22 protein-coding genes and 1 tRNA gene are annotated in these 25,068 nt (G+C 58.8%); 9 read left to right on the top strand and 14 right to left on the bottom strand.

The features are described 5' to 3' along the window. Positions 1-326 precede the first annotated feature (326 nt). Entirely contained in the window at positions 327-1,376 is a 1,050-nt protein-coding gene (locus tag I6L35_RS19120; RefSeq protein ID WP_005344614.1) for a porin, read from the top strand. A 564-nt stretch (positions 1,377-1,940) separates the two neighbouring features. On the opposite strand, the gene tyrA is transcribed toward I6L35_RS19120, so the two are convergent. The 12 genes from tyrA to hinT form a co-directional block, all read right to left on the bottom strand. After that, positions 1,941-3,068 carry a bifunctional chorismate mutase/prephenate dehydrogenase gene (gene tyrA, locus I6L35_RS19115; protein ID WP_216979048.1) on the bottom strand — a complete coding sequence of 376 codons (1,128 nt, stop codon included), beginning with the start codon at positions 3,066-3,068 and terminating at the stop codon, positions 1,941-1,943. A 135-nt stretch (positions 3,069-3,203) separates the two neighbouring features. After that, positions 3,204-4,277: a 3-deoxy-7-phosphoheptulonate synthase gene (locus I6L35_RS19110; protein ID WP_216979047.1), complete on the bottom strand. Its 1,074-nt coding sequence runs from the start codon at positions 4,275-4,277 to the stop codon at positions 3,204-3,206. A gap of 405 nt (positions 4,278-4,682) precedes the next feature. Next, positions 4,683-5,984, bottom strand: coding sequence for a glucose-1-phosphate adenylyltransferase (gene glgC / locus I6L35_RS19105; RefSeq protein ID WP_005334047.1), 1,302 nt, complete (start codon positions 5,982-5,984; stop codon positions 4,683-4,685). Between the two features lie 289 nt (positions 5,985-6,273). Beyond that, positions 6,274-7,191, bottom strand: coding sequence for a protein translocase subunit SecF (gene secF / locus I6L35_RS19100; protein WP_005334046.1), 918 nt, complete (start codon positions 7,189-7,191; stop codon positions 6,274-6,276). Between the two features lie 150 nt (positions 7,192-7,341). Continuing rightward, positions 7,342-9,144 (bottom strand): protein translocase subunit SecD, encoded by a 1,803-nt coding sequence (gene secD, locus I6L35_RS19095; protein ID WP_216979046.1) that lies wholly within the window; start codon positions 9,142-9,144, stop codon positions 7,342-7,344. Between the two features lie 158 nt (positions 9,145-9,302). Continuing rightward, the gene (locus I6L35_RS19090) at positions 9,303-9,737 is read right to left on the bottom strand and encodes a hypothetical protein (RefSeq protein ID WP_115521026.1); all 435 of its coding nucleotides are present in this window, start codon (positions 9,735-9,737) and stop codon (positions 9,303-9,305) included. Positions 9,738-9,832: 95 nt separating this feature from the next. Beyond that, the gene (locus I6L35_RS19085) at positions 9,833-10,690 is read right to left on the bottom strand and encodes a DUF6279 family lipoprotein (RefSeq protein WP_139441511.1); all 858 of its coding nucleotides are present in this window, start codon (positions 10,688-10,690) and stop codon (positions 9,833-9,835) included. 3 nt (positions 10,691-10,693) lie between these two features. Then, a complete protein-coding gene (locus I6L35_RS19080; RefSeq protein ID WP_254204496.1) occupies positions 10,694-11,518 on the bottom strand; it encodes a phosphotransferase in 825 nt (274 codons plus the stop codon). Positions 11,519-11,528: 10 nt separating this feature from the next. Then, positions 11,529-12,125, bottom strand: coding sequence for a penicillin-binding protein activator LpoB (gene lpoB / locus I6L35_RS19075; RefSeq protein WP_005334041.1), 597 nt, complete (start codon positions 12,123-12,125; stop codon positions 11,529-11,531). After that, positions 12,125-12,523: a YcfL family protein gene (locus I6L35_RS19070; protein ID WP_005334038.1), complete on the bottom strand. Its 399-nt coding sequence runs from the start codon at positions 12,521-12,523 to the stop codon at positions 12,125-12,127. Before I6L35_RS19070 ends, lpoB begins: the two co-directional genes overlap by 1 nt. Before the next feature lie 82 nt (positions 12,524-12,605). Beyond that, positions 12,606-14,042, bottom strand: a complete 1,437-nt coding sequence (locus I6L35_RS19065; RefSeq protein ID WP_216979044.1) for a COG3014 family protein — start codon at positions 14,040-14,042, stop codon at positions 12,606-12,608. Beyond that, positions 14,042-14,392 (bottom strand): purine nucleoside phosphoramidase, encoded by a 351-nt coding sequence (gene hinT, locus I6L35_RS19060; RefSeq protein WP_167558071.1) that lies wholly within the window; start codon positions 14,390-14,392, stop codon positions 14,042-14,044. Before hinT ends, I6L35_RS19065 begins: the two co-directional genes overlap by 1 nt. A 249-nt stretch (positions 14,393-14,641) precedes the next feature. On the opposite strand from hinT, the gene I6L35_RS19055 reads away from it, so the two are divergent. Further along, a complete protein-coding gene (locus I6L35_RS19055; protein WP_216979043.1) occupies positions 14,642-16,654 on the top strand; it encodes a methyl-accepting chemotaxis protein in 2,013 nt (670 codons plus the stop codon). A 69-nt stretch (positions 16,655-16,723) separates the two neighbouring features. Here the strand turns inward: I6L35_RS19055 and I6L35_RS19050 are convergent, their stop codons facing one another. Further along, the gene (locus I6L35_RS19050) at positions 16,724-17,599 is read right to left on the bottom strand and encodes a 6-carboxytetrahydropterin synthase (RefSeq protein ID WP_167558073.1); all 876 of its coding nucleotides are present in this window, start codon (positions 17,597-17,599) and stop codon (positions 16,724-16,726) included. 80 nt (positions 17,600-17,679) lie between these two features. On the opposite strand from I6L35_RS19050, the gene I6L35_RS19045 reads away from it, so the two are divergent. From I6L35_RS19045 to I6L35_RS19025, 5 genes are all read left to right on the top strand, one after another. Beyond that, on the top strand, positions 17,680-19,023 hold the full coding sequence (locus I6L35_RS19045; protein ID WP_216979042.1) for a dihydroorotase: 1,344 nt from the start codon (positions 17,680-17,682) through the stop codon (positions 19,021-19,023). Positions 19,024-19,135: 112 nt separating this feature from the next. Further along, positions 19,136-19,212, top strand: a tRNA-Pro gene (locus I6L35_RS19040). 216 nt (positions 19,213-19,428) lie between these two features. Next, a complete protein-coding gene (locus I6L35_RS19035) occupies positions 19,429-19,860 on the top strand; it encodes a hypothetical protein (RefSeq protein ID WP_216980324.1) in 432 nt (143 codons plus the stop codon). A gap of 204 nt (positions 19,861-20,064) precedes the next feature. Beyond that, positions 20,065-21,324 carry a dicarboxylate/amino acid:cation symporter gene (locus I6L35_RS19030; RefSeq protein WP_005334018.1) on the top strand — a complete coding sequence of 420 codons (1,260 nt, stop codon included), beginning with the start codon at positions 20,065-20,067 and terminating at the stop codon, positions 21,322-21,324. Positions 21,325-21,428: 104 nt separating this feature from the next. Beyond that, positions 21,429-23,048 (top strand): methyl-accepting chemotaxis protein, encoded by a 1,620-nt coding sequence (locus I6L35_RS19025; protein ID WP_216979041.1) that lies wholly within the window; start codon positions 21,429-21,431, stop codon positions 23,046-23,048. Positions 23,049-23,115: 67 nt separating this feature from the next. Here the strand turns inward: I6L35_RS19025 and I6L35_RS19020 are convergent, their stop codons facing one another. After that, positions 23,116-23,718, bottom strand: coding sequence for a DUF924 family protein (locus I6L35_RS19020; protein WP_216979040.1), 603 nt, complete (start codon positions 23,716-23,718; stop codon positions 23,116-23,118). 251 nt (positions 23,719-23,969) lie between these two features. Here I6L35_RS19020 and I6L35_RS19015 point away from each other — a divergent pair, with 251 nt between their 5' ends. Next, the gene (locus I6L35_RS19015) at positions 23,970-24,110 is read left to right on the top strand and encodes a hypothetical protein (RefSeq protein ID WP_216979039.1); all 141 of its coding nucleotides are present in this window, start codon (positions 23,970-23,972) and stop codon (positions 24,108-24,110) included. A 1-nt stretch (position 24,111) separates the two neighbouring features. Further along, complete coding sequence (locus I6L35_RS19010; RefSeq protein WP_216979038.1) at positions 24,112-25,032, top strand: DUF808 domain-containing protein; 921 nt, start codon at positions 24,112-24,114, stop codon at positions 25,030-25,032. Positions 25,033-25,068: the final 36 nt, after the last annotated feature.

Here is a 25,068-nt window from a genome sequence, read left to right as displayed (position 1 = left end):
ACATCCATTCTCACAATGGTTTCTCGCTACTTAGACAACCTTGGGGGTTTATCAGGCATCTGGCTTCATGCGCATACAAAACACACCGTTTAAGTTCAAAAAAGCAGCTAAATGGATTGCAAACGTTTCCCTTTTAGCTGCTTTTTAGGTGAGATCTGGCTCACATTTTTGTCTCCATGACTATGGTTTCCATAAAAAGTTCCAAGTTTTTTCATTGCGGTTCAAAAAATCCGGTGCTAGTCTCGGCGGCATAGTGATGCAAAGAACATCGCTAACACAGGGAATAACAACAACTTAGTGTTTAATTACAGTAGGCATTGGAAACTATGAAAAAGACAATTCTGGCTATTGCTATTCCGGCTCTGTTTGCATCCGCCGCTAACGCAGCAGTGATCTATGACAAAGACGGTACCACTTTCGACGTATACGGCCGTGTACAAGCTAACTACTACGGTGAACACGATGATACCGACGGCGAGCTGATTGGCTCCTCCCGTCTGGGTTGGTCCGGTAAAGTTGCTCTGAACAACACCTGGTCCGGTATTGCCAAGACCGAGTGGCAAGTAGCTGCTGAAAACTCTGACAAGGGCAGCGACGGTAAGTCTAGCAAGTTCGACGCTCGTCATATCTATGCAGGTTTTGACGGCACCCAGTACGGTAAAATCATCTTTGGTCAGACCGACACCGCTTTCTACGACGTGCTGGAGCCGACCGATATTTTCAACGAATGGGGTGATGCAGGTAACTTCTATGACGGTCGTCAAGAAGGCCAGGTTATCTACTCCAACACCTTTGGTGGTTTCAAAGGCAAGGTTTCCTACCAGACCAACGACGACGTAGCTGTCAAGATCACCGACGTAGGTCAGAAAGTTAAAGAAGATGCAATCTTCGGTTCCGATGTTAAGCGTAAGAAAGCCTATGCAGCTGCCGCTGGTTACGACTTCGACTTCGGCCTGGGCTTCAATGCCGGTTATGCCTACTCTGATCTGCAGAACAAAGTTAACGGCAACACTGGTAAGAAAGACGAGTGGGCTGTTGGCGCGCACTACGCTATCAATGGTTTCTACTTTGCTGGTGTTTACACCGAAAGCCAAGTTAAGAACAAGAGCCTGGGTATGAAAGATGACGGCCGTGGCTACGAGCTGGCTGCATCTTACAACGTAGACGCCTGGACCTTCCTGGCTGGCTACAACTTCAAAGAAGGCAAGGCCAACGCTCAAGCTGCCGGTTCTACTTACAAGGATCTGGTTGACGAAACTCTGCTGGGTGTTCAGTACGCCTTCACTCCGAAGCTGAAAGCTTACACCGAGTACAAGATCCAGGGTATCGAGAAGCATGACGACGAGTGGACTGTTGCTCTGCAGTACAACTTCTAATAAGTTGAACAAGAGTAATATCCAGGCTTGAGTCTTTGACTAGGCTACGAATGGCCGAGATAATTTCTCGGCCATTTTCTTTTTTGGCGACAACGTATTGGCGCCATGATAAATCGCCGGATTGCTGTGTTAAGTGATCTTTGGCAAACCATCTGTCTCGGTTAATCTCTCCTGCTTCCTGCTTCCTGCTTCCTGCTTCCTGCTTCCTGCTTCCTGCTTCCTGCTTCCTGCTTCCTGCTTCCTGCTTCCTGCTTATCTCTTTGATGGGAGGCACTGTTCTTCTTTGCGTCGTACAGCCTTGCTCGCAGCCGTTTGGTTTGACCGTTAGAATCTGGCAGCCCTTGCAAGGGGCGGTGCTATTTGCGCGGATTGCGTGGATATTGAGGAGGCATACTTGCTGGATGTGAGGCAGCGCCAGATGAGGGCATTGAGGCCAGTCAGCGGTGGGGCTCGACGTAAGGCCGAGCGTGACTGACGTCAGTGTTTAAATATGTAACAAATAAAATGGGAAGATGCTCAGGCATCTTCCCATTCTGGCGATATGAGGTAGCTGCTTTTGCAGGATCAGCCGTGTTGGCGGCGGTCGTTGGCCTGGGCCAGCAGCATGCGGCTTTCACGCAGGAACTGGTCGGCATGCTCGCCGAAGAAACCGGAGACTTGCGAGAAGGCCTCGATGAAACCGTCCCTGTCCCCCCGCTCCAAGAGCCCCAGCGCTTCGCCGAAGTTTTGGTAGTAGCGACGGATCATCGCCAGGTTCTGCGGTGACGACAAAATGATGTCGGCATAGAGGTGGGGATCCTGGGCAAACAGCCGCCCCACCATGGCGAGCTCCAGCCGGTAGATGGGGGAGCTCAAACTCAGCAGGCGATCCAGATTGGCCTGCTCCCGGGAGAGGTGCCAGCCATAGGCAAAGGTGGCGAAGTGACGCAGTGCCTGAATGAGGGTCATCGCCTCATCGTGGGCCTTGGCTTCCACCTGTTGCAAGCGGGCGCCCCAGATGGTCATCTGCTCCAGCAGCCATTGGCTGGCGGCGGGGTCACGACCCTGGCAGCAGACGATCACCTGCTTGGCGAGACTCGCCACATCCGGCCCGAACATGGGGTGCAGTCCCAGTACCGGCCCCTGATGTACCGCCAGCATATGTTCGAGCGGCGCCGCCTTCACGCTGGTGACATCGACCAGCAGGCAGTGGGCGGGCAGGTTGCCGAGGCGATCGATGATCTGGCAGGTGATATCGATGGGCACCGCCACCATCACCAGACCGGCTCCGGTGAGGATCTCGTCAGCGCGCGGCCAGTCGGCTTGTTCCAGCGTCTCGACCCGATAGCCTGAGAGGCTGAACATATGGCCGAACAAGCGGCCAAGCTGGCCCTGACCACCGATGATGACCACCTTGCCAAGATCCGGCTTTATGCATTTGAAGCCTGTATCTTTCTCGCTAGCATAAGATTCGCGCATCACCCGGCGCAGCACGTCTTCGATGAGATCGCCGGGCACCCCCAACTGCTCGGCCTCGGCGCGGCGGCGGGCCAGCATGCTCGCTTCCCGCTCCGGTGCATAGATGGGCAGGCCGTGGCGGCTCTTTACCTCACCCACTTCTCCCACCAGGGCCAGACGGGCGGCCAGCAGATCGATCAGCTGCTTGTCCACCGCATCTATCTTGTCCCTGAGTACATTCAACTCTTCAGCCATATCCAGTCCCTGCTGGCGCCGCGAGCGGCGGCGCCCTGAAATTCAAGATGCAACAAGGTATCACGGCGTGAGCGGTTTGATGCCACCACTAGTGATACCTCGATTGTTCAATAGGTTACGACAAGATACCACGGCTTACCGTGCAGTTCTGCCCTTGAGAGGCCCAGCCAGCTGGTTGTGGCAGCGGGCCAGCAGGGTGGCGGTGGTGTCCCAGTCGATGCAGGCATCTGTGATGGAGACCCCGTAGCGCATCTGCTCCTTGGGCTGCTCGCTGGACTGGTTGCCTTCGAACAGGTTGGATTCGAGCATGACTCCTATAATGGAGCGGTTGCCCTCCTGGATCTGGTGGATGACGTTGTCGGCCACCTTGGGCTGCAAACGGTGATCCTTGCTGGAGTTGCCGTGGCTGCAATCCACCACCAGGCTCGGCAGCAGGCCCGCTTTCTCCAGCGCCTCTTCCGCCAGCGACACGTTGACCGAGTCATAGTTGGGATGTTTGCCGCCGCGCAGGATCACGTGGCCATCCGGGTTGCCCTGGGTCTGCAGCAGCGCAACCTGGCCCTGCTGGTTGATCCCCATAAAGGCGTGAGGGGAGGAGGCCGCCTGCAACGCATTAATGGCAGTCCCCAAGTTGCCGTCGGTGCCGTTCTTGAAGCCGACCGGCATGGAGAGGCCGGACGCCATCTCCCTGTGGGTCTGGGATTCGGTGGTGCGGGCGCCGATGGCTGACCAGGAGAAGAGCTCGGCCAGGTATTGCGGGCTGATGGGGTCGAGCGCTTCTGTGGCCAGCGGCAACTCCAGCTCCGCCAGCCAGCAGAGCAGCTCGCGGGCACGGTGCAGCCCCAGTTCCACATCGAAGGTGCCATCCAGATTGGGGTCGTTGATAAAGCCTTTCCAGCCGACCGTGGTGCGCGGCTTTTCAAAGTAGACCCGCATGACAATGTAGAGAGAGTCCTGATAGGCATCATGCAGCGCTTTGAGTCTGGTTGCGTACTCTTTGGCGGCGTCCATATCGTGGATGGAGCAGGGACCACAGATCACCAGCAAGCGGTGATCGCGACGGTGGATGATGTCGGCGATGGTATTGCGGGCCCCTTGCACGAATGCCAGCGCTTTGTCGGAGATGGGTAACTTCTCCTTGAGCTGGGCAGGCGTGATCATCACTTGTTCGGACTGGATATGGATGTTGTTCAGGGGGTCTCTTTGCATGATTTCATTCTCTCTACTGTATTAAGCCAAAAGCGATTGTACCGATATGTTTACGTTGGTACCTGCTTTGTTACGCAACCGCCCTCACCTTACCAAGGAAAAACAAACAATCAAGTGAAACTAGCGGATTTACCGCTAAAAAGTCAGATAAATGAGCTGCTATATAGTGCGAACAGGAATAATACAGAGAGGTTTTCGGAGGGTTAATGGTTATTTTGTAATTTAATGTTGACAGTTTGAGGCGTAAAGGCTGCATTGCTCAGCTGTTTACCCACAGTAAATGGTATCTCTGGGAGACTGCAACGCGATGGCAATGATGGTGTGAGGTGGCTAGGTCAGCCATAGAAAGAGGGAGCCAGAATGGCTCCCTTTGCGGTAGGAAGGGGGATCCCGTCTGGCTGCGGATCAGCGCTTCTGTTTTCCCTGCAGCTCTTTGTTCAGGCGAGTGAGCATCCCCTGGGTGACCAGCACTATGCCCTGCTCGGAGCGGTGGAAGCGACGTGCATCTTCATCGGCGTTTTCACCGATCACCGTGCCTTCCGGCAGTTTGCACCCCTTGTCGATCACCACCCGGCGCAGTCGGCAACCGGCACCAATCTCCACACCCGGGAAGATAACGGCCTGATCCAGAGTGCAGAAGGAGTCGACCCGCACATTGGTAAAGAGCACCGAACTCAGGATGAAAGAGCCACTGACGATGGTGCCCCCGGCAAACATGGAGTTGATGGTCATGCCGTGTTGGCCGTTTCGGTCCTGCACGAACTTGGCGGGAGGAGTCATGTTCTGACTGGTCCAGATGGGCCAGTCCTGATCGTAGATATCCAGCTCAGGCGTGACGGAAGCGAGATCCATGTTGGCCTCCCAGAAGGAGTCCACGGTGCCCACATCGCGCCAGTAGGGGCGGCGATCCGGACAGCAGCCGACACAGGACATGCCAAACGGGTGAGCGAATGCGGTGCCCTCTTTCACCACGCGGGGGATCACGTCCATGCCGAAATCGTGATGGGACTGCTCGTTGGCAATGTCCTCTTCCAGCAACTGATAGAGATACTCCGCATCGAAGATATAGACGCCCATGGAGGCCAGCGCGGTATCGGCCTTGCCCGGCATGGCGGGCGGGTTGGCAGGCTTTTCGACGAAGGCGTTGATCTTGCGATCATCATCCACCGCCATTACCCCGAAGGCGCTTGCTTCACTGCGTGGCACCTCGATGCAGGCAACGGTCACCTTGGCGCCCATATTGACGTGGTCGAGCAGCATGGCAGCGTAATCCATCTTGTAGATGTGATCGCCTGCCAGCACCACCACATATTTGGGGGCGTGATCGCGGATGATATCCAGATTCTGGTAGACCGCATCGGCTGTACCCCGATACCAGTTCACCTCATCCACCCGCTGCTGGGCAGGGAGCAGATCGATAAACTCGTTCATCTGGTAGCGCAGGAATGACCAGCCGGATTGGAGATGGCGCAACAGGCTGTGGGATTTGTACTGGGTCACGACACCGACCCGACGGATGCCGGAGTTGATGCAGTTGGAGAGCACGAAATCGATGATGCGGAATTTGCCGCCGAAATGAACGGCAGGTTTTGCACGGTTGTCGGTTAACTGTTTGAGGCGACTACCCCGCCCTCCTGCGAGTACCAAAGCCATGGTCTCGTTCAGCAACTGTCTGGATTTTGCTGTATTGGCAGGTTGTAACAACATCTCATATCCCTTTGTAGATAAATCACTACAATGTTGCCTCCTTTGAGCCCTCAAGAAAGTGCTTTCAGTCACATTTTATGGTTTCTGACGTAATAAAATGACCTTTTTGTTATTAAAAATGACGGGTTGATCCGTCATTGCTTTCAATATGGTCAGTTGTCAATTGAAGCGAGCCGAGTACCAAAAGGGGCGGCGAGAGACCGAGAGGAGGGATGGAAAAAGCCCCTGCCAATAGTTGGCAGGGGCCCGGTTCGCTGAGAACCGGTGAGCCGGGCCTGATTAACAAGGTTCAGGCTGCGTTGGCCAGTGGCTCCTCGCTTTTTTTCTGATAGGCCTGCGGGGTGAGCCCAAGCAGCTCCTGTACGGTCGAGGCGACGGTAATGGAGGAGACGGTGCCCACTAGGATCCCGGCAAACAGGGTGAAGGAGAAGCCGTAGAGGGCGTCACCGCCAAACAGCAACAACGCGCCCACGGTAAACAGGGTGGTGCCCGAGGTGATCATGGTGCGACTGAAGGTCGCCTTGATGGCCACATCGGAGCATTCGTGGATGCCCATCTGGGTACGCGAGCTCAGCAGATCCCGCAACCTGTCCGAGATGACGATGCTGTCGTTGAGGGAGTAGCCGATCACCGCCATCAAACCGGCGATGATGTTCAGATCGAACTCGATCTGAAAGAGTGACAGCAGCCCCAGCGCCACGATGGCGTCATGCACTACCGAGAGCAGGATGCCGATGGCCTGACGCCACTCGAAACGAAACGCCAGATAGGCCGACATCGCCAGCGAAGCGACCAGCACCGCCAGCATCCCCTGCTGGAACAGTTCGGCACCCACCTGAGGGCCAACGATGGTGGTGCGCAGCAACTCGACCGGCATCCCCAGCTGTTGGGTCAGCATGGTGGCGAGATCCGCCGCGGGCCAGGGCAGTTCGTGGGGAGGCAACTTGATCAGCCACTCGCCGGGAATACCGGCCGAGCTCAGCTCAACGGCTCCCGCCAGCGGGGAGACCAGCATGGCATTGAGCTCATGGGCCTCTTTCAGGGTCTGGATATGAAACTCCAGCAGGATCCCGCCGGTAAAATCGAGCCCCAGTGTCAGGCCGTTCACCAGCAAGATGGCGACGCTGGCCACGGTCAGCAGGATGGAAGCCCACAGGCCGATATAACGCCAACGGGTCAGCCCCATGGCAACGATCATTCTCAACATAATTCTCTCCTTGGCCAGCCAGCATCAGGCTGTTGGCCCATCACGACGTGTCGCGACACGCCGGGAAATAGTGTTCTGCTTTGGCCGCTCCGGCCATATCCATGGCCGATGGCGCAGCCAAAGCCGCTCATCAGAGGGATTGCTGTCCCGTTACACCTTCAGCGTGCGCTCGTTGCTGCGTCCCCACAGGGGATTGATGATGGCGCGCGTTCCCCAGATCCCGGTGATCATGCTGGAGAGCAGACCCAGAATGAGGGTGATGGAGAAGCCCTGCAGCGGCCCGGAGCCGATGGAGTAGAGCACCACAGCGCAGATGAGGGTGGTGATGTTGGCATCGAAAATGGTGTGGAAGGCCGAGCGATAGCCAAAGTCGATGGCGTTGGCCAATGAGCCCCCTTCTCGCAGACGGTCCCTGATCCGCTCGAAGATCAGCACATGGGTATCCACCGCCATGCCCACCGTCAGCACCAGACCGGCGATCCCCGGCAGGGTCAGCACGGCGCCCGGCAGCACTGCCAGCATGCCGACCTGCATCAACAGGTTGGCGACCAGCGCCGTGATGGCAACCCAGCCGAATTTGCGGTACCAGGCCATCATAAACAGCATCATGCCTGCCATGCCGAAGGCCAGCGCGGTGAAACCCGCCTCGATATTCTGCATCCCCAGCGTCGGGCCTATGCTGCGTTCTTCCAGGATCTTGAGAGGGGCGGTGAGGGCACCGGCGCGCAGCAGCATGGCCAGCTCTTGTGCTTCCGGCAGACTGCCAATGCCGGTGATGCGGAACTGGTTGCCAAGGGCGGTCTGGATGGTGGCGACGTTGATCACCTCGCTCTGGGCGCGCAGTTTGCCCTGGGCATTGGTCTTGTACTCGGTGAAGACGGTCGCCATCGGCTTGCCCACATGCAGGCGGCTGAACTGGTTCATCTTGCTGCCACCCAGGGTGTCGAGCACGATATTGACCTGGGGCTGGCCCATCTCGCCCATATTGGCGCGGGCATCGACGATGTGCTCGCCGGTGAGTACCGGCTTGCGCGCCATGCCGACGGCCTGACCGTTGCGATCGGCGATGTAGAAGTGGCTGTCGGCTTTGGCCTCGTAGAAGGCCAGCGAGGCGGTGGCCCCGATCACCTCTTTCGCCTGTTTGGGGTTATGTACCCCGGGCAGTTCGATACGGATACCATCCTGCCCCTGACGCACCACCGAGGCCTCGACGATGCCGAGCTCGTTGATCCGTTTTTTCAGGATCGACAGGTTCTGGGTCACGGCGTTGTTGACCAGCAGGGTACGCTCCGCCTCGCTCAGCACCAGTTTCAGATCATTGCCGGAGCGGGTCAGCTTCCACTGATCCTGACGGGTACCGGCACTCTCTTTGATGATAGAGAGCCAGCTCTCCTGTTCGGCGACCTCCGGCAGGGTGACGGCTACGGCGCCCTGTGCGCTGCGCGTGACGCTGGCGCCGCGCAGGTTGGCTTCACGGAAGCGGGTGCGCAGGGTATCCACCAGATTCTTGGTCTGATTGTCGATGACAAAGTCCACGTCCACCCCGATCAGAAGCTGGGAGCCGCCACGCAGATCGAGCCCCAGCTTGATGGGGTCGGCGCCGAGGCGGGTGATCCAGGCCGGCGCATTGGAGTGAAACTCCAGTGTCAGGGCAGCACTGTCGACCCCTTGCTGCTCCAGCAACTGCTTGGCGCGCTGCTGTTCGCCCTGGCTGGCAAAGACCAGCTCGACCCGCTCAGGTTGCTCGATCACTTTGACCGGTGTCAGGTGCTTGTCGCTCAGCAGCATCTGTTGCTGGGTGGTCAGGCGCTGCTGTCCGTGCAGGCCGAGGGAGGGCTGCTCACCAAAAAAGGTGGGCAGGGAGTAAAAGGTAAAGGTCAACAGCATCAACAGCAGTAGTGCGTACTGCCACTTGCTCATGCGGTTGAGAACGGTGCGATTGCTCTTTCTCATGGCAAACAAGCCTCTGTCAGGAGAATGGTGCCCGGGCCGATAGCAACAAGGCTCGGCAAGGCGCAAAAAATGGGATGCATCAGATGCGGATCAGGCAGCCGCCGGATCCGTCAGGAAGAGGAGATGAGCAAACAGTGGATGTGCCAGCCCCTCCGGGGTCAGGCGCTCAGATAGCTCTGGGTGAAGCGGTATTGCAGATGTTGGCGCTGTAGATGGCGCCGATGGATCGCACCGAAGCGATCGCGAAAACTCTGTTTGTGATAGAGCTCGGGTGCCAGCATCAGCCAGCCGAGCAGCAACAGCAGGATGGCTTGGGCCGACCAGCTCTGGATCAGCTCGTAGACCACACTCTTGGGCTGGTTGTCACTGCGTAGGGATTGTTCGAGACGCAGCAGGTGATTCTGATGGCTGCCGACAAACTTGATGATGCCATCATCGCTGTCGCTAAGCTGATTGAACACCTGAGTCTGCTGCTGTTCACTGTGGGGAGATGCGGGTAGCAGCGGGCCTTCCATTCGGGCGATGGAACAAAGCAGGGTGAGGGCGATAACCAGAGTTACCAGCACCAGTTTTACTTTGTCGATAAGGCGCAAAAGTTAATTCCCGATAAATAGGAAGGGCAAACTACCATAAGCGCCCGGTTTGAACAAGGTTGTCCCGGGCGCATGGCACCATTCGGTGCCGCTCGTCAGCTGCCGCTCATCTGCTTGAAGTCGCGTGCATAACCCTTGAGCAGGGAGTAGAGATGGGCCCGCTGGGAGATATCCAGCGACTGGCTCATGGCGCTCAGCCAGTTGACGGTACGTTGGCGCGACTGCTCGGTATAGCCGGTAAAGCGGCCATCCATCAGCCCATCCCCCTCGGCCAGCAGGTCAGTCAGCTCGCGGGTAAAGTCGGGGCTCTGGCGCTGCTTCATCAGCCTGTCCAGCTCCTGGGTCCAGGACTCCTGAAACTCGAGCCAGGGGGGCATCAGCTCGTATTGCCATTCGGCCCACTGGGCCACCAGTGGCGCCTGTGCCGGTTTCACCTCGCCAATCCAGAACTCGAGCCGCTTGTTCATCTTGTCGCGAAACTCCGCCAGCATCTGCTCTTTGGGCTCAGTGGCAAAGCCCTTTTGCCGCTCCTGCTGCCGCTTGACCCGATCGGTCATAAAGCGGGCCACCTGCTCGTCGGTCAGGGTGCGCGCCAGCCTGACCGCACGGGGGATAGTGTTTTCCAGCGTGCGGGTCAGGCTCTGCTGCACCGCATCCAGGTTGGTCGAGATCTGCTCCGGCGTCATGGGGCTGGCCACCGCCTTGGCCAGTGCATCGAGATCCCTGGCGTAGCGCGGCAGCTCGTGTTGGCGATGCCAGGCCATCAGCCCCTTCACTTCGCGGCTGAGCAGATCCTTCTGCGAATAGGAGAGGGCAAAGTAGTCATCCAGCTGCCAGATGATGGCGGTATCGAGCCAGTAGTAGATCACCCGGGTGGAGCAGCCGGTCAGCAGCAGGCCGATCAGCAGCAGACCCCAGGTTTTCGGCTTGTGCCAGCGCACCTTGTTTATCATCTGTTACTCCAGTCGTTGCCGGTTGATGGCGATCAGGGTGTCATAGTCGAGTGAGGGCTGTTGCTCTGCCATCAGCAGGGCCCAGAGCAGGCCGATATAGTCGACCCAGGGTAAAAATGCCTCGCTCTGAAAATCAGGCCACTGGTGGCGCGGCAGGGCCTGCAGATAGTGCGCTTCCAGCTCGTCGCGCCGCTCGGCGGGCCACTCATGGGTGCGCTGGATGCTGGCGAGCTCAAAGCCGGGGTGACCTGCCGCGCCATACTCCCAGTCGATGACCCAGGGTTTGCTTCCCAACAAGTTAGCCGGATTGAGATCATGGTGGCAAGGGCGCCAGCAATCATTTGGCTCACTGCTGGCGAGCAAGCCCCGCTCCAGGGCGGGCAGCCAGGAGGGGATGCGGGCCAGTCTGGCGCGATAGCCCGCGGCGTGGGCTCGCACCGCCATCACCACCGCAGGCAGCGGCAAGCGATGGAGCTTGCGCAGCACCTCAGCCAGCAGACGGGGCTGATCGACTGCCGGTGGCGCCGCATGTACCCAGTTTGGCTCATCGCACCATTCGAGCAGCATCAGACCGCTGGCGGCATCGCCATAGTGGCAAGGCAGCGCTAGTCCTTCGGCTATCGCCCCCTGATAAAGCTGCCACTCGGTGGAGCGGTCGATACCAAGACGCACCGGATCGGAGTGGCCCTGACGCAAAAAGTAACTGCGCCCCGAGGGGAGGCGCAGTCGATAGTTGCAGTTGGTCAGGCCTAACCCGAGTGGTTCCAGCTGCCCCTCCCGCCAGGGGGCGGGCAGGCTGGCCAGTAGCGGATCACAGTTGCCTGTCACCAGGAGCCTGTTACCAGCCAAAGGTGGATTTCTTCGCCTGTTTGCGGATCTCTTTCTGATCGGCCCACAGCAGTTCGCCGTTTTGCAGGTCCATCAGGTTCATGGTCATCTGGTAGTAGACATCCTTCACCTTGCCATTGTCTTTGACGATGCTGGCGAGGTTGCCATAGACCATGTAGCGAGCACCGGTCTGCTTGCCCAGACGTACCATGGAGGCAGGATCCACCATGCCGCTGCTCTGCTGGTATTCGAGCTGCTGCTTGACGGCGGCCACCTTGCTCATGTCGACGAAGCGGAATTTGCCGGCCCGCAGCAGCTTGGTGCGGATGGTATCGGTGATCGCTTCGGTATCGATGTGCTCGGAGGTCTTGTTGCGGATAGAGTCCATAAACATCACCGGACGACCGCCAGCGGTGATCTCGCTGGTGGCTGGCGACGCCAGCATGGAGTCCGCCATCTTGTCGGCGATGGCTTGCAGATCGCTTGAGCCGTAATCGACGGTGACGGTTTCGGTTTCAGTGGGATCGCCATAGCTGACCGTGGTGCTGGAGCAGCCGCCCAAGAGCAATGCAGAGGTCAATATCAGCAGGGCATGATTCATTTTCATCAGTAGGATTCCTCAATCACTTCGCGTACGTAAATCCGGTAACCCTGCGCCGCCGGGCTGGGCGCCAGGGCCGAGAGGGTGCGGGTCTGATAGCCATGCAGCTTGATGGGGGTCCAGCCGCGGCCATCGCTGGCGACCTCCTGACCGGCCTCATCATACCAATAGAAGATATATTGCAGCTTGTTATCGCCGCGCTGGGTGCTGGCGGCGGCCACATTGACCTGCAGCAGGCCATTTTGCTGGCGGCGGCTCAGCTCGGTCAGGGTGACGTTGACGTTTTGATGCTGCTCCAGCGTGGGTGCACCGCCCGCCGGGCCATAGAGCGCCACGCCGGAGGTGTTGGTGGCGCAGCCGGTCAGCAGCAGCGCGAGCCCGAGGGCCAACCCGTATGCTTTCATCTTGCTCTCCTTAATCGGGTGAGTGGGGCCGCGTGTGAGCCTGCCCGGTTAATTGTCTTGCTCATCTATCTTCGCCATCTGCTCAGAGCGGCATCACCCGGGTGGTCAGACCGGCGCCGAGGCGCTGTACCCAGACCAGGGTGGTGCGTCCCTTGTGGATGGTGAGCGGCAATTGCCGCTGCGCTGCCCCCGCGCCCAGGGTGAGATTGATGTCACCGGCCGGCACCATCCCCTGCCAGCTCGATGCCTGAGCTGGCAGCGTCAGCCAGCTGCGGGTATCGGCCCGCTCCGAGAGGGTGTTGAAGATCCCCACCAGAATATTGCCCACATCCCCTCCCTCTTTGGCAGCGGTGCGGCGCATCTGCTCCTTGGCCACCAGTCGCAGCGCCTGGCGGGTCAGCATGCCGGGCAGCCGCTCCTGCAGATCTTTGGCGGCCAGCGCTTCCAGCCTGACCAGCTCGCTGGTCTGCTCGACCCGCTTGCCGACTTCCACCGTCAGCGGGCCGGTGTCGCTGGCCCGATTATCGTAATAGGGGATGGCGACGGTAAAGGTGCGAAAATCGCCGCGGGAGGTGGAGATGGGCAGCGGCAGGAACAGTTCGCGCCGCGCCGGGATCAAACCATCTTCAAACAGCACCACCAGTTGGCCTTGATCTTTTGCAAGCGGCGGCGCTTTGCGGCCTATCTTTTTCTCGGTCTCGCGGATCTCGTCCGGTGAGCCACGCAGCCGCGCCAGACGCAGCAAGGCATCTTGCAGGCTGCGGTTGTCCGGCGCTATCTGGTAGCCGCGCTGATAGTCGACCCAGGCATCGTTGAGATCCCCGGCCGCCTCATAGAGCACGGCGGAAAAATAGAAGGTGTAGGCGTTCTGAAAACCGTTTTTGACCTTGCCGATCAACCGGTCGAGATCCGGTGCGCCGCGCGACATCAGCTGGCGCATCTCGCCTTCTGCTTCGGCCTCTTCGCTCTCATCCTTCGCTTTGCGCACCTCATCGGCTCGCCGTTTCAGGGCCTGCTCCTGCACCTGATTGGCCCGGCGCACCTCCACCAGGGCGCCATCGGCATCACCCCGTTGCAGATAGTTGAGGGCCAGATAGTGGTGCAGCATGGTGCGTTCGTAATCGGGAGTACGATAGGCCATCGACTGATCGTTGGTGAGCAGACTGCCCACCTGATCCAGACCGTGGCTCAGCCGGTATTCGGCTTGATTGTCTTCCCATTGAAGGCGGCTGTCGGCGGTGGTGAACGCCTGCTTGCTGCCCGCATCCTGACCCGCCAGCCAGGCGATGCGCCCCTCTTCAAGGCGATCGAGGATAAAGGTGTCATCGCCGAGGGTGGAGTCGCGCACCTCGGGCAGCGCTTCGGCGGCATGGCCCAGCAGCAGCTGGTTGCGCAGCGGCACCATCTGATCGGAGTAGGAGACGAACATGTCTTGCCAGCGGGAGGCGCAGCCCCCCAGCAACAGCAGGGCGCCGCAGAGCAACAGGGCGCTGCGGCAGGTTGAGGCGTTGCGATTCATTACAGGCTGAGCAGCGGTCCCAACGGCTCGCCGCCGACCAGATGCATGTGGATGTGGTAGACCTCCTGCCCACCGTGGCGGTTGCAGTTCATGATGAGGCGGTAGCCATCTTCGGCGATACCCGCATCGCTTGCCAGCTTGCGGGCCACGGTGAACATCCGGCCAAGGGCCAGTTCATGTTCGGCTTCCACGTCATTGACGGTGGGGATCAGCACATTCGGGATGATCAGGATATGGGTCTTGGCCTTGGGCTGGATATCCCGGAATGCGGTGACCAGATCGTCTTGATAAAGGATGTCGGCAGGGATCTCTTTACGGATGATTTTGCTGAAAATGGTTTCTTGCGCCATGGCTAACTCCCTTATATGAAAAAGAAAATTGAACTTGCATCCCAAGCGGCTCCCGAAAGAAGGCGAGCAGCGCGTCAAGTGTGACACAAGCCGAGATTTGACACAGCTGATGTCCCATTCCCTTCAGTTATTGTTAAGAATACCGATAGCCAGAGGGACGTCATCTGCAGCGCCTGTTCAGGGGTCTGCAGGGTATCAAAAGGACGGGGTACTCAGGCAAGGGACTTTTGCATATACAGCGGGACAATAATGAAACAAACAATGTCGGATCTCTCCATCTTGCAGCGAGTCTACCTTGGCTTCGCGATCCTGGTGGCCGTGATGGTGGCCAGTTCACTACTCACATTTCGTAGTCAGAATACCCTGGGGGGAGCGCTGGAACAGGTGACCCGGCAGTCGATGCCGCTGGTGATTGCCAGCAGCCAGACCCAGATCACCCTGCTCAGTGCCAACAAGTGGCTGGGGGATGTGCTCACCGAGCAGGACCCCAAACTGCTGCCTGCCGAAGTGGCCGAACTGAAACAGGCCAAGGCCGCGGTGGGCAAGAGCCTCGATGCCTTGCGCCAGCAGGTCGCCCACCACCCCGAACTGCAAGGGGAGATGGGCACTCTGAGCCAGCAGGTCGACAGCTACCTGCAACTGACCGATACCCTGCCGGGCGAACACGAGGCGCTGCTCACCCGATTGCACAAGGTCAATCTGGCCAAGGGGCAGTTTCAGGTCAGCTTGCCCCAGTTCAAGAAGAGTCTGGGGGACATGATGATCACCATCGACGACAGCTTCATCAAGATGCTCTCCGAGACCCTGACCACCAAGCTTTCCGCTATCGAACTCTCCACCATGGATGCCCTCAACCAGAGCATTCCGGCCCCCATTGAAGCTGCGCTCAAGCGCAACAGGATGCAGATCGAGGGGTTCAACAGCACCATCAAGGATCTGCAGGGTGAGCTCAAGGATTTCGACAACAACATGGGTCACTACGTCCACGGTTTCGTGCGCGATACGACCGGTAATGAAGGTGTCCTGGCCCAGTATCTGGCGCTGATGCAACAGCAGGAGCAGATGCGGGAGAAGAGCAAGCAGGCGAGTGCGCTCATCGTGGCAATTCAGGATCGGCTTGAGCGGATCACCGATCAGAGCCAGCAACTGATGAACCAGAGCATTCAGCATGCCAAAGCCGCACAGAGCCAGAGCACCCTGACTCAGGGAGCCAGCATAGCGGTCGCCATCCTGATTGCCATGCTGGTGGCTTATACCCTAGGCAAGGCCATTCGCCGTCCGCTCAGGGAGTTGCTGCGGGTGCTGACCGAAGTAACCCAGGGCGACATGACCCAGCGCATCGGTTTTCAGAGCAAGAATGAATTTGGTCAGCTGGGCAGCCAGATCAACCTGCTGATCGCCCAGATGGGGGAGGTACTGGCGCAGCTTTCACAAGCATCGGCCCAGCTTAACGATGCCGCCCACGGCAACCGTCGCACCACCGAATCGGTGCGGGCGGATCTGGAGAAACAGCGGCAGGAGACCGCCTCGGTCGCCGCCGCCATGACCCAGATGGAGGCATCGGTGCGGGAAGTGGCGCAGGCCGCCAACCAGACTCTGGAGCGAGTGATGGATGTGGAGAAGGCCTCCGAGATGGGGCGAAAGGTGATGGCGGGCAATATCACCACCACCCATCAGCTGGCGGGCAAGTTGCAACAGACCGGCAAGGTGATTGGTGATGTGAGCGCCATGAGCAGCCAGATAGGCAACATCCTCGATGTCATTCGCGGCATTGCCGAGCAGACCAACCTGTTGGCTCTCAACGCGGCCATTGAGGCGGCGCGGGCCGGCGAGCAGGGGCGCGGATTTGCGGTGGTGGCGGATGAGGTGCGCAGTCTGGCGGGCCGCACCGCCCAGTCCACAAGCGAGATCCAGACCATGATCGAGAACCTGCAGCAGGGGGTCGCCAAGGCGGTAACCGTGATGCAGGAGTGCTCCCGCGAGATGGACAGTTGCGTCGAACAGAGCTCCCACGCCAACAACGCCATGGAGGAGGTGCAGGGGATTGTGGTGCTGATCAGCGACATGTCGAGCCAGATCGCCTCTGCCGCCGAGCAGCAGCAGGCCACCAGTGCCGACATTGCCACCAACCTCAACCGCATCTCCGATATCTCGGATCTCAACTATCAGGGGATTGAGCGGGTAGCCGAGACCAGCCAGCAGCTGGACTCCCTTGCCGAGCAGCAGGAGAGCCTGGTCAAGCGCTTCCGCCTCAGCGCCTGATGGTCGAGAGTTGAAATAACAAGGCCCCGCAGATGCGGGGCCTTGTTATTGCGGTAGTCAACGTAGGAATTACGCGTAGGCGATGGCGCCCTTGCCGACCCCTTCATAAGCGACAATCTTGACGAACTTGTCGCCCACCATCTTCTTCACTTCGCGGGCGATGTAGCAGGCCAGCAGCTCGACCGTGGTGTCGGTGTCGATCATCTCTACCTCGGCGGTGGGGATGGCCAGCTGGAACAGCCCCTGGGGCGCCATATATTTGAAGCCGGTGTGATGCTCGCCAAGCTGGGCATTGGCGCGGGGGCTCAAGGTGAGCTCGGTCAGTGCCACCTTGTCCTCTTCGGTGCCGAGGTAGATATCGCCCCAGCGTTCGGCCCAGTTGAACTCAAGCTCCTGGTCGCGCTCACCATCGACATGGATCTCGATGGGAGAGCGGTGGCCATGGGCGATGCGCTGGCAGTTGCCATCGTGCTTTTTCAGGCCGTGGCTGTAGTGGTAGAAGGCACCGGTGATCGCCTCCTGACGCAGGGTCAGAGAGAGATCCTTGATATTGCCCGGCAGCCGTTTGGCCAGTACCGCCAGCAGGTAGCGGGTCACCGACTCTTTATCAACTTGCGGTGCCGGGATAAAGGCGAAGCCCTGGGATGGGCAGCGCAGATGGATGGAGCGCCCCTGGCGCAGCAGATCCACTGTGCTTTCGTCACCATCCAGTGTCTCGACGTGGATCAGCGGGCACTCTGTCGGCACCAGCAGCTTGTGGTCCACCTCTTCATCGATGATCGACTTGATCAGCTTCTTTACCCGGCCAAAGTCCAGCAGCATGCTCATTTCGTTCAGCTCACCGCTCATTTCGATATCTACCAGCCAGCTCTCGCCCACCATGCCGCGGCGTTCGCACAGGTAGCTGGAGTCGATCACGGTCAAATCTCTTACAAATAACTTCATCAGTCAGGCCTTGCTACAGAGAAAGGGCAGTTTTGCGCTATTATGACCCGCGATTATCGGCAAAGGAACTGGAACCCCCCATGAACAAACTGCTTATCAAAAATGCCACCCTGGTCAACGAAGGCCGCATCTATGCCTCCGATGTGTTGATCGAGGGGGAACGGATTGCCCGCATTGCCCCGGATATCGAGGCGCCCGATGCGCTGGTTATCGATGCGGCAGGTCGCCACCTTATCCCCGGAATGATCGACGATCAGGTCCACTTCCGGGAGCCGGGATTGACCCACAAGGGGACCATCGCCAGCGAATCCCGCGCCGCCGTCGCCGGTGGCACCACCAGTTTCATGGAAATGCCCAACGTCAATCCCCAGACCACCACCCTCGAAGCCCTCGAAGCCAAATACCAGATCGCCGCCAACTCCTCCGTCGCCAACTACAGCTTCTATCTCGGCGCCACCAACGACAACCTTGCAGAGATCAAACGTCTCGACCCCAAGCAGTCCTGCGGGGTCAAGGTGTTTATGGGCTCCTCGACCGGTAACATGCTGGTGGACAACCAGGAGACACTGGCGGCCATCTTCCGCGAGAGCCCGGTGATGATCGTGACCCACTGCGAAGACACCCCGACCATCGCCAAGGCGGAAGAGGTGGCACGGGCCAAGTGGGGCGAGAATGTGCCGATGGGCGAGCACGGCCGCATTCGCAGCGACGAAGCGTGCTACAAATCCTCCAGCATGGCGGTGGCGTTGGCCAAGCAGTACGGTGCCAAGCTGCATGTGCTGCATCTGACCTCGGCCAAGGAGTTGTCGCTGTTTACCGCCAGCCACGACCTGAGCGAGCTGAAGGACAAGAACATCACCGCCGAGGTGTGTGTGCACCACCTCTTCTTCAATGATGCCGATTACGAGACCCAGGGCAGCCTGATCAAGTGCAACCCTGCGGTGAAGAGTGCTGCCGACCAGCAGGCGCTGCTGGATGCGGTACGCAACGATGTGCTCGATATCATCGCCACCGACCACGCCCCCCACACTTGGGAAGAGAAGCAGAACAGCTACTTCAAGGCGCCGTCCGGCGTGCCGCTGGTGCAGCACTCTTTGCAGGCGCTGCTGGAGCTCTACCACAACGGCGTGTTTACCCTGGAGACTATCGTCAAGAAGACCTCCCATGCTGTGGCCGAGCGCTTCCAGGTGCAGGATCGCGGTTATATCCGCGAGGGGTATTTCGCCGATCTGGTGTTGCTGGATCTGGGCAAGCCCTATGTGGTCAACGATGACAACATCCTCTACCACTGTGGTTGGTCGCCCTTCAACGGCTACCGCTTCCACAGCACGGTCGAGATGACGTTGGTGAATGGCCAGATCGCCTGGCAAAACGGGCAGGTGACTGACCAGCTCCTGGGCAAGCGGCTGACCTTTAACCGCTGATTGTTCGCAAAGCAGGCGAACGCACCGTTGCTTAGGAATTGGCGGCGTTTCCCTGTTGACAGGGCGGGGTCATCTCCATAAACTCTGCCCCCGTCAGCCGAGCTGACTCCGTCGGTGTGTAGCGCAGCCAGGTAGCGCATCTGCATGGGGTGTAGAGGGTCGGAGGTTCGAATCCTCTCACACCGACCAAATTCCCCGGTAAAGGCCTTGTCAAACGACAAGGCCTTTTCTTTTGCCTGCGATTCGCCGCACAGGCGTGAAGCCTGTGGTGATGCACGCTGGTCGCTGCTGGCGTGAGCAGATTGTGCAGTCACCGCGCTTTATGGTGTAGTAACAACTCTGTTGCTCATTTGCCTGGCGAGGCCTCTCGTGTCTGCATCCGTATCTAAACCCTGTTGTCTGCTGATGCTCACCCTGCTGCTGGTGGGCTGCGCCACCCCTTACCAGAGTGAAAAGTCATTCTGGAACGGCCAGACCGGTTTTTCCCAGACCCGGCTTGGCCCGGACAAGTGGCAGCTGGAGTTTGTCGGCAACGATCTGGTGGACAGGGAGACCGCCCGCAAATATGTGCTCAAGCGGGCAGGGGAGCTGGCACTGGCAGAGGGTTACTCCTGGCTCAAGGTCGATGAGCTGACCATTAACCGCGATGCCGTCAGGGTGACCCCATCACGGCCGATCTTCGGCTTTGACGAGGATGAGCCGGATCTCTTTATGGCCCAGATGCAGGTGCAGCATACCATCTCGGCGCTGCTCACTTTTCGCCTGTTGCCACGGGCACTCGATGAGCGAACTCTGGATGCGAAATATCTCGCTGAAATCAAAATAAACAGTGATTAATATTGGTGGTTTGCAAGATCTATATCACATGCACCTAATGGCAGGATAAAATTCTGGAGAAAGCCTCTAGATTTACCCCCTGCTTTTAGGCATTCTCCCAGCATACCAGCCGCCAGGAATCAACGGCTCGGATCACAAAAACGGACTGTTGTGGCTCCCATGCCACCGTTTACGGCTTGCACCAATCAAAACCGGGACTCCCCCATGAAAATGAATAAACTGACGGTCGCCATCCTCATCTCCATGATGTTTGGCATCCTCACCGGCCAGGGCTATCGCATGTTTGCCGCAGATCAGGCTGCGGATTTTGCCAATAACATCACGATCCTGACCGATATCTTCCTGCGACTGATCAAGATGATCATCGCTCCCCTGGTCTTCACCACCCTGGTGGTCGGTATCGCCAAGATGGGCGACACCCGCACCGTGGGGCGTATCGGTGCCAAGACCCTCGGCTGGTTTATGCTGGCCTCCCTGATGTCCCTGAGCCTGGGTCTGGTGATGGTGACCCTGATGCAGCCGGGTGTGGGGCTTTCGCTCTCCCTGCCCAATGACACCGCCAGCTCGGGCATTGCTGCCGGTGCCATTACCCTGAAAGATTTTGTGACCCACGCCATCCCCAAGAGCGTGGTCGAGGCGATGGCCACCAACGAGATCCTGCAGATCGTGGTCTTCTCCCTCTTCTTCGGTCTGGCTGCCGCCGCGCTCGGCGATCTGGCCAAGCCGGTAGTGGTGCTGATGGCCAGCGCTGCCGAGATCATGCTGAAAGTGACCGGTTATGTGATGAACTTTGCGCCGTTCGCGGTGTTTGGCGCCATCGCCGCCATGGTGGCCAAAGAGGGGCTGGGTATTCTGGTTACCTACGGCAGCTTTATGGCCCAGTTCTATATTGCGCTGGCCTGTCTCTGGCTGCTGCTGATCGCCATGGGCAGCGTCTTCCTGCGTGGCCGTGTCATCAAACTGCTGGCGATGATCCGCGAGCCCATCCTGCTCGCCTTCTCGACCGCCAGCTCCGAAGCCGCCTATCCGAAGACCCTGGATCGTCTGGAGAAGTTCGGTTGTGACAAGCGCATCGCCAGCTTCGTGTTGCCGATGGGTTACTCCTTCAACCTCGACGGCTCCATGATGTACTGCACCTTCGCGGTGATGTTCATCGCCCAGGCGTATGGCATCGAGCTCTCCATGGCCCAGCAGATCACCATGCTGCTGCTGTTGATGGTCACCTCCAAGGGGATGGCCGGGGTGCCGCGCGCTTCTCTGGTGGTGATTGCCGCTACCCTGAACCAGTTCCATATTCCGGAAGCGGGCATCCTGCTGCTGCTGGGGATCGACCACTTCCTCGACATGGGCCGCTCAGCCACCAACGTGCTGGGCAACGCCATCGCCGCCAGCGTGGTCGCCAAGACCGAAGACAGTCTGGGTGAAACCGTCGCGCTGGGCGAGAGTGAGCCAGCCAAAGCCTGATCACAACGCCATGAAAAATAAACAACAACGGCCCGCCAATGCGGGCCGTTGTTGTTTATGGCTCGTCTACACTGCTAGATAGTTTTCATCTGGAGTGTACGGTTATGAATATTGCTCGTCGACTGCAACTGATCGCGCTGCTGGTGATGCTGACGCTCATTTTTCTCAGTTGGTTCAGTATCAACCGCCTCGATTCGGCCAACCGGGATTTAGGCTATGTGACGGACAATACGGTGCCCAGTATTTCGCTGATTAAGGAAGTGCAGGCCGATTTCTATGAATTGCACTCGCTGGTGCAGACACATGTGCTCAATACCGACACCGGCAAGATGCAGCAGATCGAAACGGGTATCACCGAGATACAGGGACAGATCACTTCACTGCTCGACAAATACAAAGCTGAGATGCTCTCCAATGATGAAGATCGGCGCCTGACCGACGATGATCAACGTATTGTCGCGCAATATTATCAGGAGATAGACAAGGTTCTGCAGCTCTCCAGACAAAACAAGAACGATGAAGCGCGAGACATGCTGGCGGGAGAAGCCACCAGAGTGTTCCAGCAGTTTGCCAAGGCAATCGAGCTTCACGTCAACTTCAATATGGATTTGGGACTGGCGCTCAAGAAGCAGGGCCAGGAGAACTACGACAACAGCCTGCAAACCCTGCTGTTTATCGCCGGTGGCACCATTGTGCTGACGATGGGGCTGTTTGTCTGGTTGTTCAATCAGGTGGCCAATCCTCTTCGCACCGCCATGGATACCCTGACCCGGATCCAGCGCGACCTCAACTTTACCCTCAGAGCGGATGTGAAACAGCAGGATGAGATTGGTCTGACCCTCAATGCGGTCAACCGGTTGCTCGATACGCTGCAACAGACATTTACCGAATTTTCCGTCGGCAGCTTGCAGATCAAGAGCACTGCCGAATCCCTCTCTCAAGCGGCGCAGCACCTCGCCAGCTCGGCCAGTCAGGCCAATGATGCTACCAGTCTGATCGCCGCCGGTGTGGAAGAGATGACTGTCAGCATCACAGATATCTCCCAGCGTACCCAGGAGACGAGCCGTATCACCAATGAGTCAGGGCAGCTGGCTAGCGAAGGAAGCAGAACCATAGATCGTACCGTTCATGCCATCAACGAGATCGCCGACTCCATTCGGCAGGCCTCGGCCGAGGTCATTGCGCTGGGTGAGGGCATTTCGCGCATTGGCGGTGTGGTCAACGTGATCCGTGATGTGGCGGGGCAGACCAACTTGCTGGCCTTGAACGCGGCCATTGAGGCGGCGAGGGCCGGGGAGTCCGGCCGTGGCTTTGCGGTGGTGGCAGATGAAGTGCGCAAACTGGCTGAGCGCACAGCCCAATCCACTCAGGAGATATCTGCCACTGTAGAGGCGATCCAGCAGGAGTCGAACAATACGGTCTCCCGCATGCATCTGGTGGAGGAGAAGGTGAGCCAGGGGGTCAACATGGCTACCGAGAGTGGCGCCATTATTGCCGAGATCCGCAGTGCGTCGCACCGGGTGATGGAGCAGGTGGGCGAGATCACCAATGCCATCCGCGAGCAGAGTTCGGCCGCCGAGTCGATCGCTCACCAGGTAGAGCAGATTGCTCAGGTCGTGCAGCAAACCAGCAGCACAGCGGAGGAGACCTCAGCCGCAGCCGAGGAGCTCAATGTCACCACCGAGAGCATCCACCAGCAGATATCCCGCTATCGCATTCAGTAACGCCGAGAGTTGTTATCCATCTGCTATCCCCGCCAGCCAGCTGGCGGGGATTTTTTATATGGCCTGCTTAGAAGCCTGAGCCCGGTTGCTGCAAAAATGTCGCCTCTTCCGGTGTGCTGGTGCGACCCAGAATGTCGTTGCGGTGGGGGAAGCGGCCAAAGCGTTCGATGATCACCTGATGGCGGCGGGCAAAGTCGGCAAATCCGGCAAAGGTCGCCTGCGCCGGTGTGCCAGCTTGCTCGGCAGCCAGTGCCTCGAACAGCGCCACACTTCTGGCCTGTTGTTCGCGGGATTCGGCATGCTCCAGCGGCAGATAGAAGAAGACCCGCTCCAGTGGCGAGAGGGATTTGTCAGCACCGATGGACAGCCCTTTCAGGCAGAAATCCCTTGCCAGAGGATCCCGGGCAAAGGCCGCAGGCGTGCCGCGATGGATATTGCGGGGCAACTGGTCGAGCAGCAGGATCAGCGCCAGCCGACCGCTGGGGAGATCGGCCCAGTGGGCGAGACTGCCCTTGGCTGCCGCCTCTGCCAGCTCGCCAAAGCGGCTGGCCAGCAGGGTATCCGTTTCGCTGCTTTTCCCCCACCAGAGGGGGGCTTGCCGTGTGGCCCGCAGGACATCATCGGCTTCGTCGCCAAACCAGAGAGCGAGCAGAGGTTGCCAGGGTTGCATGGGAACTCCTTGAGGTGATTCAGAGGGAACCAGGAACAAATGGCTCAGGGGGGCTGCCGAAACGGCGGCTTCTCGTTACACTGTGCCATCTTTTGCACGCAAGACGTAACCCCCCGATGGCGAGCGCCGGATTTTTGGCTCGGCCGATGATGGCCTGCGATCGCCATTAGGTGGTCCTGTTGACCCTGGTGGTTATCGGGACGTACACCTCTCTCCCGGGGGGGGTCTCACTGATATAAGGAATCTTTGATATGGCCGGAACCAGTTTGTTGGCCCTGCTCGATGATATCGCCAGCGTGCTTGATGACGTGACGCTGATGACCAAGGTCGTGGTGAACGAGCGCGAGACATTTTTCGGGAAGACGTTTCTCACTGATATAAGGGATCTTTGATATGGCTGGAACCAGTTTGTTGGCCCTGCTCGACGATATTGCCAGCGTGCTTGATGACGTGGCGCTGATGACCAAGATGGCGGCCAAGAAGACCGCCGGGGTGTTGGGCGACGATCTGGCCCTCAACGCAGAGCAGGTTTCCGGAGTGCGTGCCGAGCGGGAGCTGCCGGTGGTGTGGGCGGTGGCCAAGGGCTCATTTCGCAACAAGCTGATTCTGGTGCCTGCCGCCATCGCCATCAGTGCGCTGGTGCCCTGGCTTATCACGCCACTCTTGATGCTGGGAGGCGCCTACCTCTGCTTTGAAGGGGCCGAGAAGCTGGCCCACAAGTTCCTGCCCCATGAAGCGAGTGAGGGGGAGGCACATACAGCCCCTATTCCCGATGATCTGGTGGCCTTCGAGCAGCAGAAGGTGAAGGGAGCGATCCGCACCGATTTTATTCTCTCTGCCGAGATCATCGTTATCGCCCTTGGCACGGTACAGGGAGCAAGCCTCGCGCTGCAGCTCTCGGTAGTGGCTGGCATCGCCCTGCTGATGACCATCGGGGTCTACGGGTTGGTGGGGCTGATCGTCAAGCTTGATGACATCGGTCTGCATCTGCTGCAAAAGCCCGATGGCAGCACCCTGCGCCGCGCGGTGGGGCAGGGACTGTTGGTGACGGCGCCCCGTCTGATGCACCTGCTGGCACTGGTCGGCACCATTGCCATGTTTATGGTGGGTGGTGGCATTCTGGTGCATGGCTGGCCTTTTGCCCATCACCTGATTGAAGGCGCAGCCGCTGTTGTCGCCACCCTGCCAACAGTAGGGGCCGTACTGGCGGCGGTGACGCCGACGCTGCTCAACGCCGTGGCCGGTGTGGTGGCGGGTCTGCTGCTGGTTGCCGTGATGACGCTGGTGAGCCGTCTTGCCCCGGCCAAGGGATAAGCGAGCTTGCGGGCTATGTTCTCTTTTTCCTCTCTT

This window comes from Aeromonas sp. FDAARGOS 1405 (genome assembly GCF_019048265.1).
GTDB lineage: Bacteria > Pseudomonadota > Gammaproteobacteria > Enterobacterales > Aeromonadaceae > Aeromonas > Aeromonas veronii_A.
The sequence above is the reverse complement of the archived record's forward strand: the minus strand, read 5'-3'. Positions and strand labels throughout refer to the sequence as shown.

Coding starts and splice junctions, on each gene's coding strand:
- I6L35_RS19120 (WP_005344614.1), top strand. CDS start 327: ATGAAAAAGACAATTCTGGCTATTGCTATTCCGGCTCTGTTTGCATCC.
- tyrA (WP_216979048.1), bottom strand. CDS start 3,068: ATGGCTGAAGAGTTGAATGTACTCAGGGACAAGATAGATGCGGTGGAC.
- I6L35_RS19110 (WP_216979047.1), bottom strand. CDS start 4,277: ATGCAAAGAGACCCCCTGAACAACATCCATATCCAGTCCGAACAAGTG.
- glgC (WP_005334047.1), bottom strand. CDS start 5,984: ATGTTGTTACAACCTGCCAATACAGCAAAATCCAGACAGTTGCTGAAC.
- secF (WP_005334046.1), bottom strand. CDS start 7,191: ATGTTGAGAATGATCGTTGCCATGGGGCTGACCCGTTGGCGTTATATC.
- secD (WP_216979046.1), bottom strand. CDS start 9,144: ATGAGAAAGAGCAATCGCACCGTTCTCAACCGCATGAGCAAGTGGCAG.
- I6L35_RS19085 (WP_139441511.1), bottom strand. CDS start 10,690: ATGATAAACAAGGTGCGCTGGCACAAGCCGAAAACCTGGGGTCTGCTG.
- lpoB (WP_005334041.1), bottom strand. CDS start 12,125: ATGAAAATGAATCATGCCCTGCTGATATTGACCTCTGCATTGCTCTTG.
- I6L35_RS19070 (WP_005334038.1), bottom strand. CDS start 12,523: ATGAAAGCATACGGGTTGGCCCTCGGGCTCGCGCTGCTGCTGACCGGC.
- I6L35_RS19065 (WP_216979044.1), bottom strand. CDS start 14,042: ATGAATCGCAACGCCTCAACCTGCCGCAGCGCCCTGTTGCTCTGCGGC.
- hinT (WP_167558071.1), bottom strand. CDS start 14,392: ATGGCGCAAGAAACCATTTTCAGCAAAATCATCCGTAAAGAGATCCCT.
- I6L35_RS19055 (WP_216979043.1), top strand. CDS start 14,642: ATGAAACAAACAATGTCGGATCTCTCCATCTTGCAGCGAGTCTACCTT.
- I6L35_RS19050 (WP_167558073.1), bottom strand. CDS start 17,599: ATGAAGTTATTTGTAAGAGATTTGACCGTGATCGACTCCAGCTACCTG.
- I6L35_RS19045 (WP_216979042.1), top strand. CDS start 17,680: ATGAACAAACTGCTTATCAAAAATGCCACCCTGGTCAACGAAGGCCGC.
- I6L35_RS19035 (WP_216980324.1), top strand. CDS start 19,429: ATGCTCACCCTGCTGCTGGTGGGCTGCGCCACCCCTTACCAGAGTGAA.
- I6L35_RS19030 (WP_005334018.1), top strand. CDS start 20,065: ATGAAAATGAATAAACTGACGGTCGCCATCCTCATCTCCATGATGTTT.
- I6L35_RS19025 (WP_216979041.1), top strand. CDS start 21,429: ATGAATATTGCTCGTCGACTGCAACTGATCGCGCTGCTGGTGATGCTG.
- I6L35_RS19020 (WP_216979040.1), bottom strand. CDS start 23,718: ATGCAACCCTGGCAACCTCTGCTCGCTCTCTGGTTTGGCGACGAAGCC.
- I6L35_RS19015 (WP_216979039.1), top strand. CDS start 23,970: ATGGCCGGAACCAGTTTGTTGGCCCTGCTCGATGATATCGCCAGCGTG.
- I6L35_RS19010 (WP_216979038.1), top strand. CDS start 24,112: ATGGCTGGAACCAGTTTGTTGGCCCTGCTCGACGATATTGCCAGCGTG.